This window comes from Leptolyngbya sp. UWPOB_LEPTO1, from assembly GCF_017302695.1.
GTDB classification, from domain to species: Bacteria; Cyanobacteriota; Cyanobacteriia; order Leptolyngbyales; family Leptolyngbyaceae; genus Leptolyngbya; species Leptolyngbya boryana.
Window position 1 is genome coordinate 59,199 of the sequence record NZ_JAFLCJ010000005.1, and the last position, 12,720, is coordinate 71,918.

The window sequence follows — 12,720 nt, forward strand, 5'->3', positions numbered from 1 at the left end:
TTGTCGTTCTTATGTCCCTGCTACAGGGCTGTGCTTCCGCCCAGCCTTTCATTGCTATGAGTGATTCACCAAACCCTTTTCATTCTCAGTCACTAAAGGCAGCCAATGTTGCAGCAAACCCCGATCGTTCCCAAAGAATTGAATTTAAGCTGAGCGACTATCAATGGCAAAACCGCATCTTGCTGGTCTTTGCCCCCTCAACCGATTCATCTCAGTATCGCCAACAAATGCAGGTATGGCAGGCGGATGAAGCAGGGACAGGCAATCGCGATCTGAAGCTGGTGCAAATTTTGGGAACTGGAGAGAGCCAGGTTGATGGGCGATCGCTCAATTCAGCATCGGTGGAAAAACTAAGACAACAGTTTGGGATTACCCCTGAGGAGTTTGCAGTGATTCTGGTGGGTAAGGATGGTACGGAGAAGCAACGGAGCCAAACTCCACTTGATTTAGCAGGGCTGTTTCGCACGATCGATGCGATGCCCATGCGTCAGCAAGAAATGCGTTCTCGACAATAGCCATTGGCAGGAATGCTGTTGCGATGTTTGATCAGTCTTCTGCCCGTCCCTAGGATGTTGTCCTTTACAGTGTCAGTGGCTTTGTCGGCTTCCATCAATGATCCCTGCGACAATACTAACCCTTTGTTTTCCTGTTCAATGCGTTGTTCTAAGATGGCTTCAATTTCGCTATCTGCCGGAAAAGATTGAGTCGTCGTCATATCCTCAAGCTCCCTTCCGCCAGGCATTTGAGAATTCGGCATAAGACATCTGCTGAGCGCAGTATGACAATAATTTGTGGCACTCATGCAGTTGCACTCTAGATTGATTGAAAATTGAAAGATCTATGTCTGTAAACAACAAGCTTAATTGATAGACGACATGGCTTAACTGGTTTTCCAACATGACTTCTTTCAAATCTTCGACAACTCGTTTATGGTGAGTTGGAATCTTCTCGTTCAAAAGAATTTGCAACAAGCAGTCGATCGCTCCAGGATGTCCAGGTTGGAGCGTTGCCAGTCGATAGGCAATTCGCCGCTGATTCGCCCAGTCTTTTGCTGTTAATAATCGTTGTTCTAATGTACTAATGAGGTGTTTTAGATCTTGCTGATTAGTTGTTTTATTTTGATGTTTTTGACTTGTTTTCTCAGACCTTCTCATTGGCTGAAGTACAGCATTTGCAACAGTGTTTTGTGGGTCAAGGATGATTAAGTTCTCTGCGGTTCGCAGTCGCAATGTGGCATTTTCAGTTGAGTGAATGATCTGCTTTAGAGTAGCGATCGCTCTCCCATGACCAGGATTGATTTTGCCCAGACTATAAGCGGCTCTCCGGCGAATATTGTCCTCCTGGGTTGATTCCAGAATCTCCTCCAGAGCAGTAAGCACAATCGGATGACTTGGCTCGATTCTGCCCAGGCTTTCAATTACTTGTAATTTCAGAGCTTCACTCTGTAGAGTGTCAATGAGTTGACGCAGGGCAGCGATCGCCATTGAATTACCTGGATCAAGCGTTTTACCCAGGGTGTAAGCTGCCTGCCAACGAGTAAAGGGATTTTCGGCAATCTGGACAAACTCCTCTAGAGCCGAAGTTGCAAGCTGGCGATCGGTTCGCAGCAACGCGATTCTGGCTCCTTCACAGAGGGAAGCAGGAAATACCCCAAATCGCCATTGGAGAAGTTGAGCCAGGATTTTTGAGGCATGACCAGATTGGGGAAACTCTGCCAACCCTGCCGCCGCCAAGCAGTAAGCTCGATGGGAATAAAAACCGCCACAGCGATCGTCAAAATTCATGAGAGCTGTGATGAACGCCTCTTTCTCAGCAACAGCAATATCCGTTCTCCCCAACCAGAGTAGAATCACCTCTCGCCAGGACGCATGAAAGACTGGAAAATCGTGAGCCGGATCAAAGAAAAACTGCCAATCTGAAATGGCTTGTGCGGCGAAATATTCCTGGAATGTGGTGTGGTAAAAGGCGTAAATCTTCTCGCCTGTGGTCACTGAAATTCCAACCTGGTTAAGCCAACCCAGTTGTAATGCCAGAGTCATTAAGTCTAATGACCCTGCAAATGCAATTTGAGCGAAGGAATGGGACAGTCGAAAGCGCGTTTCCCTTTGCAACAGTGCCCGCAGCGCAACCTGCCCTAATGCTTCATTGAGTTGCTGCCGCTGGGCGATCGTAGTGGGAAAGCGATCCTGCTTCCATTCATAGAGTGTTTCGACAAATTGCCGATAGAGCAGGGATTTTGTTTGCGGTAATGCTCCTTGAGCTAGTGACCAGGAGCGGCAAAGCAAGGCTAATCGGAGAGGATTTTTGACCGCATCCCTGACTCGCTTTCGCTGAGGGTTGTTCAATTCTTGTTGCAGGCGATCGCCCAACTCCAGATGATCCTGAAACCAGCGATCGATGAACTGACCCACCTGATCTTCATCGGTTCCAACTCGATAACTGAAACTGCGGTTGCAGTAAACTGTAAACCCATCAAGGGCATTTTTACCACTGTCCCAAACATTCGAGCGGCAGGTCAGCATGATATGAGCATTGGCAATCCATCCTCGCAGTTGACGGGCAAGGCTCGACAGTGCGGTTGTCGCATCCATCGCCATCTCATCGATCGCATCCAGCAATAGCCACACTCGCCCCTGCTCAAACTGTTGGGCAAATGCTTCTTGAAGCTCTAGAGGAACACTGATCTTCCCGGTTGCCTGCTTCAGCCAGTCCTGTAAGAGGTAGTTCTCCAATGTCGCTCCCTGCAAATCTGCCAGTGAAATCCAGATAGGCAGTACCCCCTGCTCTAGAAGCCAGACGGCGATTTTTTGAAGTAGCGTCGTTTTACCTGCACCCGGTTCACCTACGATCGCGATTCGTTGTTTTTCGAGCGATCGCAGACGGTCAAAAAACTCCTCTAAAGAGAGGGTGTCTTCTGGCTCGTCTCCGTCCTCAACAGGTGAACCGACTGATGAGCGATCAGCTTTGCGATGCCGCTGCTTGCGTTCGATCAAGCCTAGGGGAAGATAGAGTTCATCCAGGTTGAAGGTCATACCATCGCTGACCGTCAATGGATTAATCGTCAACCGTTCGTATTGCTGTAATTCCAGACTGTTACGGCAAAGTTGCCACCAGAAATCTTGCCTATCCGCTCCCGAAGCTTCTGGTTCTATCGGTTCCTCGCCTGTCACCTGCTTCGATTTCTGGGGGCGGCGTTTTTCCCATTCCTGCTCGAATTGACGCAGATTGGCTGGGCGATCGCTCCGCTTGTGCCAGAGGTTAAGGGTGAAGTGCCAAACTTCAGATCCACCCTTGTTGGGGCGATTGTCGTCTAGGATCTCTAGAAAATCCTCAAATCGCCGCAATGCCTCCTTGATCTGTTCGCCATTCAGCGGAGATTTCGCCAGGTTAGTCAAAGCCTCTAAGAACCGAACCTTTGTTCGCACCACTAACCGTTGCTCGGTCTGCCAGTGGGTCTGAATCTGCGATCGCAGCCCATCCAAAGCCACCTCATCACAGTCCAACTCGTCGTTTGCGTAGTCGAGCAGGGTTGTGAACAGGTGAAGCGATCGCTTTTTGGCTTCAGGTCCGTAACTGGGGCGTGCCATTGTTAGGAGAATCGGAATTTGGAGACAAATTGAGAATATCTCACGGTTCTAACTCACATTTTCCCCCAGAAGCCAGGGGAATTCCTCCGGTTCCACCATTCCCCTAACTTCAAGTCTTCTGTGGAGGAAGCCTTTCAGCCGTTTTTATGCCAATTCGCCTGGGGGAAGATGAACTGCCTATTCTGGATTCATCAAAGGGAAAGGAAACGAGAGAACGCTTCTCACCTCCTACCCTCGACTTTCAACCCTGTGGCGGCTAGCTCAATCATAGAGCGCCAACGATTGCCCGAAAGGGACGCAGATTGAGGGTTATCGCTTTGGACGACTTCCCCCTTAATCGCCGGAGATGCGGGTGCAACCCCCGCGCCGCTACACCAAACACTGGCAGGTAGTTTAACAGTAGAACGCCTAAAACATCCTTATTCACATCTTGCCCGAAAGGGACGACGAATGAGGGTTATCGCCTTCCAAGCGGGTGATATGGGTGCAACTCCCATCCTGCCAATTTCCAAATGTTGCCCTGACGGGCTGAAGGAGATTGTGATGACTTACAAGTTTTTTGTCCAGAACAAGACGCAAACACCGCAAAGCCAGCCGATTCCTGGTCGGGAAGCAGACATGATTCAGGGACGTTCCGATGGTTGGATGTTCAAAGCCGACCTCTGGAATGTGCTGCGTCGCTGCCTGTTGATTGGAACGGCTCAAGGGGCTTATTACGCAGGCAAGCAGGAGTTGACGGGTGAATTTGTCGAAGTCTTGAAACAGGCGATCGCTCTCAATCCCGATCGCGTTGCCTCAGAGATCCTGTATGCCAGCGATGGACGGGCAATCAATAACAGTGCGCCTCTGTTGGCACTGGTGTTGCTATCAATGGGTGAGACAGTTGAAGCAAAGCACGCTTTTCAATCGATCTTTCCCCAGGTGGTAAGAACGGGAAGCCACTTCTACGAATGGTTGAGCTACACCAAAGCAATGCGCGGGTTTGGAAAGATTGTCCGAGAAGCGGGTAAGTCCTGGTTATCAAACCCTGATGCAAAAGGGTTAGCATATCAACTGCTGAAATATCAGCAGCGCCAGGGCTTTTCTCATCGGGATGCGCTGCGGCTGTTTCACGTTAAACCTCCCACGGAAGACCACAACCAGCTATTTCAGTGGGTCATTCAAGGTTGGGAGAACCTACCGCAAGAAATTCCCTCGGATGCTCTGGCGCAAATCTGGTGGTACGAGTGGCTGAAGCGCAATCCGGGGAGAACTCAGGAGGCGATCGCCAAAGGTCGGTTAACGCATGAAATGGCAGCCCCCGTGGGCAAAATGGACAAGCGGGCATGGCAATTGCTGTTCAACGATATGCCGATCGGCGCAATGCTACGAAATCTGGGATCTTTAACCGAACTGGATGTGTTGACGGCTGACAACCGCGACAACCTGAAGCGAGTGGCAAAAGTCCTTAACAGTGCGGAACATTTGCGAAAAGGACGTATTCACCCGATCGATGTCTTGAAAGCCCTCAAGACTTATCAATCCGGTGGACAGTTAGGACGCAGTCAGAAAACCTGGCAACCTGTTCCCCGCATTGTGGATATTCTGGAGCAAGCTCTGGAACTCTCCTTTGAGGTGATGCAGCCAACGGGCAAGGTGTTTCTACATGCGATCGATGTTTCTGGTTCCATGTCTTACTACAGCGTGAGTTCGATCGGACTGACCTGCTGTGAGATTGCAACCACGATGGCACTGGCAACGGCAAAAGCTGAACCGCACTACGTCATTCGCGGATTTGCCAACGACTTCCGTGACCTGAAAATTACAGCACGGGATTCGTTTAGCGATGCGATCTCCAAAGCGAGCAACCAGAATTTTGGTGGGACGGATGCGGCAGTCGCGTATGAGTGGGCAATCAAGCACAAGTTCAAGGCAGACGTGTTCTGCTTCTGGACGGACTGTGAAAGCTGGGCAGGACGCAAGCATCCGAGTCAAGCATTAGCCGAGTATCGCCGTAAGGTGAATCCTGGGGCAAAAGCTGTTTACGTCACCCTGGCTCCCTACAATATCTCGCTGGTTGATCCAAAAGATTCAATGTCGTGGGATATTGCCGGATTTGATCCAGGAACACCTCGATTAATTCAAATGATTGCAGCAGGAGAGCTTTGACTTGCTTAAAGTTGGGAGTATTTTTTCAAGTGAAAGTACTCCCAATTTATGGTTCAAAATGATGAGAAATAGGGAAGCTAAGCAGATACTAGATTTTTAGTAATCTGCTCGAAAATTGACTTAAACTTATGCTTCGCGTTATCAAACTCTGGCACCTGCCAATCCGGGACACAAGCGCAATCCAGTTGTTTCGCATTCAGGTAAACCGGGTAGCGAACTTCAATTTGTAACGCTTCAACTTGCGGCATCTGACCGTAATGCCGTGTGATATGTCCACCACTAAACGCCTTATTGCGAACAACCTGATACCTCTGTGAGCAAAAAGCAGTTTCAACGACAGAAATGAAGTGTTCAGAACAGGTTGCCCCATTTCCGTTCCCCAAACAGACTTCATCCTCAATTAATCCAAGGAAACTGTGTAAATCCAGCAAATATACCTTGCCAAATTGCTCAATCTGTTCGTTCAGCAAAGTTTGAAGCTGTTGGTGATAGGGGCGATAGTATTGCTCCACTCGCTGTTCAACCTCTTCTCTTGAAGGCGGAGTTCGATAAATTGCGGTGTTGAACGCAGTCTTTTCAGCAACGACCGATTGCCAAAAGCTACCAAAGAGCGGTTCGCGGAGCGATCGATTGAGGTCAACTACGTAACGGCTATAGACAGCTTGCAGGACAGTAATGCCTAAACGGGGCAGAAAATCATAGAGTTTATCGAGATGCCAATCTTGATTGGGTAAATAGTGCTGGTAAGAAGCTTCTAAAGTGTTAGTAATCTCCTTCGGTATGAGCAATCCACTGTGAGGCAGACTGGCGATAACCGGAATGGTGTGAGCAGTAGGTAAGTGCAGGAGGAAAGGGTCTGGCATTGGTGGCTTAGTCAGTAGATAAATTGCTCGATCCTTAAATATGGGAAAACAGAGATCGCCACTTTTGTCTTTGAAAAACTCGCCGCTCTGGATTCAAACCATCTTTGATGGGAGACCCAGAGCATTCCTCCGTCATTGGCCACTATCAAGGTTGGAAGCACGCCTCGATGCCGCTTAAAGGGCAAGTGAGTTAGACCAATAGGCGGTGGCGGGTAAGCGATCGCTAATCTGTCCGGTGTTGTGCATCCAGGTCTGTAGTTGGTCGTAGTAGTCAGTGGTCATTGTAAAGTCGTAAGTGAAACAGGGAACGGTTGCCTGATAGATGGCTTGCCCGATCGCATCGTCAGCATAGGCTCCAGTGTGCTGGTTATAGATTGCCTGTGCAGCTTCGGGTTGCTGATGAATGAAGTCAATCCCGCGTCGGAATACCTTCAGGAAAGCCTGAAGTTCTTGCCGTCGCTGTTGCAGTAACTCTGGAGTCGTGATGAAAATGAGTTGACAGAAATCTGGAATGCCCCAATCCTTGAGGGCAAAAAACTGAGCATCGTAGCCCCGCAGCCGAGCTTCAATGACTTCAAAATTGTAGAAAACTAGCGTTGCACAGTCTGCTTTGTTTTCAACGAGTGCGTTCGTGTGGAAAAAGCCATTATCGACAGAGGTAATGGCATCGTCGGTAAACTGACCGCCATCCGCCTCGATCATCGTTTGAGCGATCGCCTTTCCTAAAGCCGAGGGTGCGCCGGGGTATTGCAGTCGCTTACCCAGCATATCTTTAGGGCGCTCAATTCCTTGTCCTGCGAAGTACATGACCCCACCATTGGTATGTAAAAATCGTGCCCAACCAATGACCGGATGACCGTTAGCGCGGTCTTCAACCAGATGTACTGGCTCCGTAATGGCAATATCGAGCGTTCCGTCCTGGATCTGGGCGATCGCATCAATGTGTTCAGATGGTTCAACCAGTTCCAAATCGATATTTACATCTGCAAACCATCCCTGCTTCAGCCCCACCAGCAGAGGCACATGATCTGGATTCAAAAACCATTCCAATCCCAAGCGTAACTTAGCCATTATCCGCCAACTTAAATTTATAAGATCGAAATTGTATTTCTAAAGCTTACCGTCTTCCAAACCCCTGATACCGTAGAACCTGTGACCGAGCCATCAACTCGTCATCCATCCAGCAGCAAGTTAACGGGCGATGTGTTGATGTATGCCCTAGAACTCGGGATGCCTGTGCATTATCTGTCTGGATTTGGCAAACACTTGGGATCGGCGTTGCCTGCTTACTCGCGCAATGGGCAACTTCGATTAGCGCAGTATCGACGGTATGAGGATCAGGCGCAGAAGTTGGAATTGATGAAAGCGATGGTCGCGACTAAAATCCACAATCAAGCGACGGTTTTGTATCGGCATGGGGTGAAAGAGCATCCGTTAAAGCAGCGAAAAGCGAGTGTGGCTGCTCAAAAGACGATCGATCAAGTGCGGGGGATGGAAGGGTTGGCGGCACAGGAGTATTTTAGTTATTGGTCGCAGATGTTGAAAGGGAATTGGCAGTTTTCAGGTCGAAATCGCCGTCCGCCGACTGATCCGGTGAATGCGTTGCTGAGTTTTGCTTATGGATTGTGATTAAAAATCGGCACAACTTCCTGAGTTTCGGCATCAATCCCAGCCACAAAGTTATATCGCCGCTCATTGCAACGCCGACAAGCCAAAGCTAAATTGCGGAGATCATCCGAACCGTTTAACGATCTCGGAATCACATGATCAACTGTAAAACGAGTTGCACTCAAGCGTTCCGGTGAATAGCAATACTCACACAAAAAAATTGCTCTCTCTCGAACAGCCTGCCGAACATCATTACTGATTGACATTCTGAGCCGCCATCATCGCATTGATATGAGTGAAAATTCGATCGAGTTCTGCGGACACGCTTCACGTGAGCCGAAGGCAACGCGTCCAATTCACCAATTTCCTCCACTGCTAGTTGGTCAGATTTCTGCTTCTCTAGCAATTCTTTCATCCGGAGCTGTAAAGCGTCGCTAAATTTGAACAAATTCCATTCCCCCTTTTTCTCAAGTCGGATCTCGTGCAGAAACGAGGATAGCTTAATAGAAAATAAGTCCGTATGCGCGTCATCTGAGTTATTCATAATGCGTCCACATCCGCAAAATTTTCACCGTATTCTCAGACTCGATGACTTCATATACTAATCGATGCTGAATATTGATTCGTCGAGAATATGCACCTTCCAAATCTCCGATTAGTTTCTCGTAAGGGGGTGGATTTTGCCACGGGTTTTCCTGCAAGATCTCAAGTAATTCCTGTGCCTTTTCTCGTAAGTTGCTAGAAGCAAGTTTTTTAGCGTCTTTCTGTGCCTGTTTCGTGTACACCAGCTTCCAGTTCACCACTCTAACTCTCGATCGCACTCTTCGATCGGGGTTGCCAATCCTTCCCGGATCGACTCTCGCATTCCTGGAACAGAGAGCAGATAGAGCGTCTCCTGCACTGATGCCCAATCTGCTTCAGAGAGCAACACAGCATTGTTGTTTTGCCCTGCAATCACGATCGGTTGATGGGACTTACTGACGGTATCAATCAAATCTTGCAATTGCTGTCGAGCATCATCAACTGGAATCATACGCTTTTCCCTCGATTTGCCAAGATGATATCTGCTCCATTTTAGTGCAGGTATTCGATTTCTTCGTCCGGTTGCTCAGATTCAGGTTCTTGTCGGATTCAGATTCTTGTCGGATTCAGATTCTTCTGGTACGCGATCGCCTTCCTGTGAAAAAATCCGCTCAATTTCTTGAAATTCTTCTACAGGAATGTGAATCACATTGCCTTCGGCACAGCGAAAAGCGATCATGTCTACCAAAAAATATTGAATTAGACAAATATCTAATCGATAGATCGATCTATCGATTAGATATCGCTTATCTTGGGAGTAGATATCGAGGCAATGGCATGGACATCAACAATACCTTGAATCAGATTAATGAGTTGAGTATTGACGATCGTATTCGCCTGGTTCAAGCGATTTGGGATGGAATTGCAGCGGAGCAGGGTTTTCCTGAATTAACACTGGAACAGGAGCAGGAACTCGATCGTAGAAGTGCGGCTTATGATGCAAATCCAGATGATGTCATGACTTGGGAAGAGGTCAAAGCCTCGATTAAGAAAAAGTCATGAGTTTTGTTTTAATTGTTCGACCAGAAGCGCGGCAAGAGTTGGACGAAGCTTATCAGTGGTATGAGGCACAACAAGAGGATCTTGGAGATGATTTTCTAGATTGTGTGGATGAGAGGCTGAATCAGATTTGTCAGATGCCAGAGTTGTATGAAGTGGTTCGCAGAGATATCCGACGGGCTGTTGTGCGGCGATTTCCTTATGTAATCTATTATCGCGTTGTTGTCGATCGCGTGATTGTATTAGCGATTATTCACGGCCGAGCGAATCCGAAGAAATGGCGATCGAGAAATTAAGCTGAGGTCGAAGCATTCTGTGGAAGAAGCGATCGTATTAGCCCGAAGCTATCGCGCATCAGATTACCCTGAACTTGAGCCATTTTCCCTGCTTGGTTACACTGTTCCTAAACGTCAATCAGGAAGCTGAACGAGTTGTGCAACTTCTTCTCCCAATCTGACAAAGTGCTTAACATTAAATGTTAAAAGCATATCTACATTTGCTTTGAGAGCAGCATAGGCAATGAGAGTATCGTAAATTCCACCACCTGAGATATTCATCTGAACTACTTTTCTGAGTACTGCTTGATAATCCTCAGCCGTTAAACTGATTCTAGTAAACTGAGTCAAATCTTCTGATAAAAGGCGTTCGGCGTTTGCCGGACTAATTCGATAAGGTGGTGGCAGTCGTGTCAGAATAGAATAAGATTCTGCAAAGCTATGGGTTGAGATGAAACCTTCAATAGTTCGATCGATTTGTACTTGTGCTAACCAGGGTCTAGCGCGATCGTGCATTTCGTGAGCTTCAGACAGAGCAGCGACAATAATATTTGTGTCGAACAAAACTTTTACCATCCACCAAGTTCCCGAATCCGTTCTTCGCGCATATCGTCCACGATCGAAGCAGGAATCTTCGTGCCCTGAGATTTGATGACCAAAATCCCGTTCACGTATTCCAGTTCTGCTTCCGGTTGATCGGACTCATCTTGTGAAATGGGTTGCGGAACGTTGCTAAGAAGTTGCTCAATCTGTCGAAATTGCTCAAGCGGAATTTGAACTGCGATCGCTTCTCCTTGCTCGTTGTAAACGTATTGCTTATCGACATCTAGCATTTCTGCAACCTCCAGACGATCGTGTATTGATCATATCTCGCGCTCGAATAAACTGCATAGAAGTACGATCGCTCAATTAGATGGAGAAAAGCGATCGTGTTAGCCCGAAGCGATCTCATCAGATTGCCCTGAACTTGAACCATGTTCCATTCTTTCAAAGTTCTCAGGTATGGAAGACTGAAGGAGAAGGGGTAGAGTGCGATTAAACACTTAGAGAGGCAAATCAATTGGTTGAATTGTTGACAGAATCTCCTCAGTAAGATTGTCTACAATTGCAATTCTGTTAGCTTGTTTTTCCAACGTCTTTTCAAAAAGATTTCTTACATCTCTTCCATTTCCAAACGTTTTAGTTCTGTTGACATACATTGTGTGCAACGTATGCTTCAAAATTAGCCTTGCTTCATGAGTGATTTTATAATGATTATCTTTGCAGCATTTCTCGAATAGCTGTAGTAACTCATCTGGCTGATAGTGATCGAATTTGAAAAATCGATTGAACCGAGATTTCAAACCAGGATTAGACTCAAGAAAATGAGCCATTTCATCAGGATAACCCGCTACGATCACAACTAATCTATCCCTATAATCTTCCATTCTTTTTAGTAAGATATCGATCGCTTCTTGACCAAAATCGTTAGAAGAATCAAAAGGCTTTAGGGCATAAGCTTCATCAATAAAAAGTACCCCGTCTAGGGCTTTCTGAATCTGTTCTTCAACCTTCTGGGCTGTTTGCCCAACATATCCAGCAACTAAGCCCGATCTATCTGTTTCAACAACATGCCCTTTAGCAAGAAATCCCAAGTTCTTGTAGATTCTGCCAAGTAATCGTGCAATAGTTGTCTTTCCGGTTCCAGGTGGGCCACAAAAAACAGTATGCAGAGATGTTTGTGTTTTAGCCATTCCTCTCGCTGAGCGAGCTTTCTGTACTGTGAGGAAGTTGGTTAGTGTTTTAACTTCCTGTTTCACCTCTTGCATACCAATTAACTCACTCAGCTCAGCAAGCACCTGCTCCAAACTATCTTCTTGGCAATCTAAATCTTCATCCTCTATGTCGTCGGTTGTAAAGGCATCATCATCAAAGGCATCTTGAAGTAACAACCTTTCAACGGCTGGCAAGACATCAACTTCATCCAATGTTACCTCTCCATCTGCTTTAATCATTATTTGAGCTAGACGGTACATAGCGTTGATGAAAGGTTCACAAAGTTGAAGCCCATGTTCCTTATCAACTTTTCTTAGAACTGTTGGAGTAACCAACTGATAATTGGTATGCTCTCCTTCAGCAGCAGCAGCATTAAGAATTTGAATAACAGATTGCCTGTAGGTATTTCTAACTTCCGCTGAGGAATTCCAATAGTTCAAGTGATTTAATGCAGTCTCATTGCCATTGATCATTGCATAAACTAAGGCACAGAAGAATGCTTCATTAGAGCTAAGCTCTCCATCACCAGCGGCAGATAAATATGCAATTTTTCCAAGATCGCGCAGTATGCAAGCCGTAACATTTTCACCAAGTTGAAGCAGAGGGGAAACAGCTTCAAAGAAAAGATTTGCCTCTTGCACTAATTCTGCATATTGCATAGATCAGAAATTCTACTCCGCGAATCTAGATATTAGAAACCTTGCTTTCGCCTCACATTGTACTGATGGATCTCTAAAAATACTAGTGCTTTATTACACTAATACTTATAAGCCCGGTATGGAGCCTGATCTAAGATCGAACAAATGGAAGGCTTCAAAGACCAACTCAGTTCAATCTTATTCAGTAATTTAAAAAATAAGTATTAAATAATACTGAGTTGGAAAATCTGGAATAGAGAGAAAC

The 12,720-nt window shown here is 46.8% G+C and carries 17 protein-coding genes; 5 read left to right on the forward strand and 12 right to left on the reverse strand.

The window, feature by feature from the left end; genetic code table 11:
* Window positions 1-11 precede the first annotated feature (11 nt).
* The gene (locus tag J0L70_RS09595; protein WP_287454233.1) at window positions 12-515 is read left to right on the forward strand and encodes a DUF4174 domain-containing protein; all 504 of its coding nucleotides are present in this window, start codon (window positions 12-14) and stop codon (window positions 513-515) included.
* On the opposite strand, the gene J0L70_RS09600 is transcribed toward J0L70_RS09595, so the two are convergent.
* Window positions 488-757 carry a hypothetical protein gene (locus J0L70_RS09600; protein WP_287454235.1) on the reverse strand — a complete coding sequence of 90 codons (270 nt, stop codon included), beginning with the start codon at window positions 755-757 and terminating at the stop codon, window positions 488-490. The genes J0L70_RS09595 and J0L70_RS09600 overlap by 28 nt on opposite strands.
* Window positions 720-3,587 carry an NACHT domain-containing protein gene (locus J0L70_RS09605; protein WP_287454237.1) on the reverse strand — a complete coding sequence of 956 codons (2,868 nt, stop codon included), beginning with the start codon at window positions 3,585-3,587 and terminating at the stop codon, window positions 720-722. Before J0L70_RS09605 ends, J0L70_RS09600 begins: the two co-directional genes overlap by 38 nt.
* Window positions 3,588-4,037: 450 nt before the next feature.
* Here J0L70_RS09605 and J0L70_RS09610 point away from each other — a divergent pair, with 450 nt between their 5' ends.
* Window positions 4,038-5,735 (forward strand): TROVE domain-containing protein, encoded by a 1,698-nt coding sequence (locus J0L70_RS09610; RefSeq protein WP_287454239.1) that lies wholly within the window; start codon window positions 4,038-4,040, stop codon window positions 5,733-5,735.
* 77 nt (window positions 5,736-5,812) lie between these two features.
* Here J0L70_RS09610 and J0L70_RS09615 read toward each other — a convergent pair whose 3' ends face one another.
* Both J0L70_RS09615 and J0L70_RS09620 read right to left on the reverse strand, forming a co-directional pair.
* Window positions 5,813-6,598, reverse strand: a complete 786-nt coding sequence (locus J0L70_RS09615; protein WP_287454240.1) for an N-formylglutamate amidohydrolase — start codon at window positions 6,596-6,598, stop codon at window positions 5,813-5,815.
* Window positions 6,599-6,772: 174 nt separating this feature from the next.
* Complete coding sequence (locus tag J0L70_RS09620; RefSeq protein ID WP_287454241.1) at window positions 6,773-7,669, reverse strand: ABC transporter substrate-binding protein; 897 nt, start codon at window positions 7,667-7,669, stop codon at window positions 6,773-6,775.
* Between the two features lie 81 nt (window positions 7,670-7,750).
* Between J0L70_RS09620 and cas1 the strand changes: the two genes are divergently transcribed.
* Window positions 7,751-8,227: a CRISPR-associated endonuclease Cas1 gene (gene cas1, locus J0L70_RS09625; protein WP_287454242.1), complete on the forward strand. Its 477-nt coding sequence runs from the start codon at window positions 7,751-7,753 to the stop codon at window positions 8,225-8,227.
* Here cas1 and J0L70_RS09630 read toward each other — a convergent pair.
* The 4 genes from J0L70_RS09630 to J0L70_RS09645 all read right to left on the reverse strand — a co-directional run bounded on the left by J0L70_RS09630 (window position 8,215) and on the right by J0L70_RS09645 (window position 9,467).
* Window positions 8,215-8,472, reverse strand: coding sequence for an HNH endonuclease (locus tag J0L70_RS09630; protein WP_081614722.1), 258 nt, complete (start codon window positions 8,470-8,472; stop codon window positions 8,215-8,217). The genes cas1 and J0L70_RS09630 overlap by 13 nt on opposite strands.
* 270 nt (window positions 8,473-8,742) lie before the next feature.
* Window positions 8,743-9,006, reverse strand: coding sequence for a Txe/YoeB family addiction module toxin (locus J0L70_RS09635; RefSeq protein WP_287454244.1), 264 nt, complete (start codon window positions 9,004-9,006; stop codon window positions 8,743-8,745).
* Window positions 9,003-9,239: a type II toxin-antitoxin system Phd/YefM family antitoxin gene (locus tag J0L70_RS09640; protein WP_017286237.1), complete on the reverse strand. Its 237-nt coding sequence runs from the start codon at window positions 9,237-9,239 to the stop codon at window positions 9,003-9,005. Before J0L70_RS09640 ends, J0L70_RS09635 begins: the two co-directional genes overlap by 4 nt.
* 81 nt (window positions 9,240-9,320) lie before the next feature.
* Complete coding sequence (locus tag J0L70_RS09645) at window positions 9,321-9,467, reverse strand: hypothetical protein (protein WP_287454246.1); 147 nt, start codon at window positions 9,465-9,467, stop codon at window positions 9,321-9,323.
* A 98-nt stretch (window positions 9,468-9,565) separates the two neighbouring features.
* On the opposite strand from J0L70_RS09645, the gene J0L70_RS09650 reads away from it, so the two are divergent.
* A complete protein-coding gene (locus tag J0L70_RS09650) occupies window positions 9,566-9,790 on the forward strand; it encodes an addiction module protein (RefSeq protein ID WP_017286239.1) in 225 nt (74 codons plus the stop codon).
* Window positions 9,787-10,083 carry a type II toxin-antitoxin system RelE/ParE family toxin gene (locus J0L70_RS09655; RefSeq protein WP_268183174.1) on the forward strand — a complete coding sequence of 99 codons (297 nt, stop codon included), beginning with the start codon at window positions 9,787-9,789 and terminating at the stop codon, window positions 10,081-10,083. Before J0L70_RS09650 ends, J0L70_RS09655 begins: the two co-directional genes overlap by 4 nt.
* 114 nt (window positions 10,084-10,197) lie before the next feature.
* Here the strand turns inward: J0L70_RS09655 and J0L70_RS09660 are convergent, their stop codons facing one another.
* From J0L70_RS09660 to J0L70_RS09675, 4 genes are all read right to left on the reverse strand, one after another.
* The gene (locus tag J0L70_RS09660; RefSeq protein WP_268183177.1) at window positions 10,198-10,638 is read right to left on the reverse strand and encodes a type II toxin-antitoxin system VapC family toxin; all 441 of its coding nucleotides are present in this window, start codon (window positions 10,636-10,638) and stop codon (window positions 10,198-10,200) included.
* Entirely contained in the window at window positions 10,632-10,895 is a 264-nt protein-coding gene (locus J0L70_RS09665; protein ID WP_268183179.1) for a RelB antitoxin-like protein, read from the reverse strand. Before J0L70_RS09665 ends, J0L70_RS09660 begins: the two co-directional genes overlap by 7 nt.
* Complete coding sequence (locus tag J0L70_RS09670) at window positions 10,889-11,038, reverse strand: hypothetical protein (protein ID WP_287454251.1); 150 nt, start codon at window positions 11,036-11,038, stop codon at window positions 10,889-10,891. The genes J0L70_RS09665 and J0L70_RS09670 overlap by 7 nt, the downstream gene beginning before the upstream one ends.
* A 67-nt stretch (window positions 11,039-11,105) precedes the next feature.
* Window positions 11,106-12,476, reverse strand: coding sequence for an AAA family ATPase (locus J0L70_RS09675; RefSeq protein ID WP_287454253.1), 1,371 nt, complete (start codon window positions 12,474-12,476; stop codon window positions 11,106-11,108).
* Window positions 12,477-12,720 lie beyond the last annotated feature (244 nt).

Excerpts from the sequence above, each read along its gene's own strand:
- J0L70_RS09675 (WP_287454253.1), bottom strand. The coding sequence starts at position 12,476 with ATGCAATATGCAGAATTAGTGCAAGAGGCAAATCTTTTCTTTGAAGCT.
- J0L70_RS09595 (WP_287454233.1), top strand. The coding sequence starts at position 12 with ATGTCCCTGCTACAGGGCTGTGCTTCCGCCCAGCCTTTCATTGCTATG.
- J0L70_RS09665 (WP_268183179.1), bottom strand. The coding sequence starts at position 10,895 with ATGCTAGATGTCGATAAGCAATACGTTTACAACGAGCAAGGAGAAGCG.
- J0L70_RS09605 (WP_287454237.1), bottom strand. The coding sequence starts at position 3,587 with ATGGCACGCCCCAGTTACGGACCTGAAGCCAAAAAGCGATCGCTTCAC.
- J0L70_RS09610 (WP_287454239.1), top strand. The coding sequence starts at position 4,038 with ATGAGGGTTATCGCCTTCCAAGCGGGTGATATGGGTGCAACTCCCATC.
- J0L70_RS09630 (WP_081614722.1), bottom strand. The coding sequence starts at position 8,472 with ATGTCAATCAGTAATGATGTTCGGCAGGCTGTTCGAGAGAGAGCAATT.
- J0L70_RS09620 (WP_287454241.1), bottom strand. The coding sequence starts at position 7,669 with ATGGCTAAGTTACGCTTGGGATTGGAATGGTTTTTGAATCCAGATCAT.
- J0L70_RS09645 (WP_287454246.1), bottom strand. The coding sequence starts at position 9,467 with ATGATCGCTTTTCGCTGTGCCGAAGGCAATGTGATTCACATTCCTGTA.
- J0L70_RS09640 (WP_017286237.1), bottom strand. The coding sequence starts at position 9,239 with ATGATTCCAGTTGATGATGCTCGACAGCAATTGCAAGATTTGATTGAT.
- J0L70_RS09615 (WP_287454240.1), bottom strand. The coding sequence starts at position 6,598 with ATGCCAGACCCTTTCCTCCTGCACTTACCTACTGCTCACACCATTCCG.
- J0L70_RS09655 (WP_268183174.1), top strand. The coding sequence starts at position 9,787 with ATGAGTTTTGTTTTAATTGTTCGACCAGAAGCGCGGCAAGAGTTGGAC.
- J0L70_RS09660 (WP_268183177.1), bottom strand. The coding sequence starts at position 10,638 with ATGGTAAAAGTTTTGTTCGACACAAATATTATTGTCGCTGCTCTGTCT.
- J0L70_RS09670 (WP_287454251.1), bottom strand. The coding sequence starts at position 11,038 with ATGGTTCAAGTTCAGGGCAATCTGATGAGATCGCTTCGGGCTAACACG.
- J0L70_RS09650 (WP_017286239.1), top strand. The coding sequence starts at position 9,566 with ATGGACATCAACAATACCTTGAATCAGATTAATGAGTTGAGTATTGAC.
- J0L70_RS09600 (WP_287454235.1), bottom strand. The coding sequence starts at position 757 with ATGCCGAATTCTCAAATGCCTGGCGGAAGGGAGCTTGAGGATATGACG.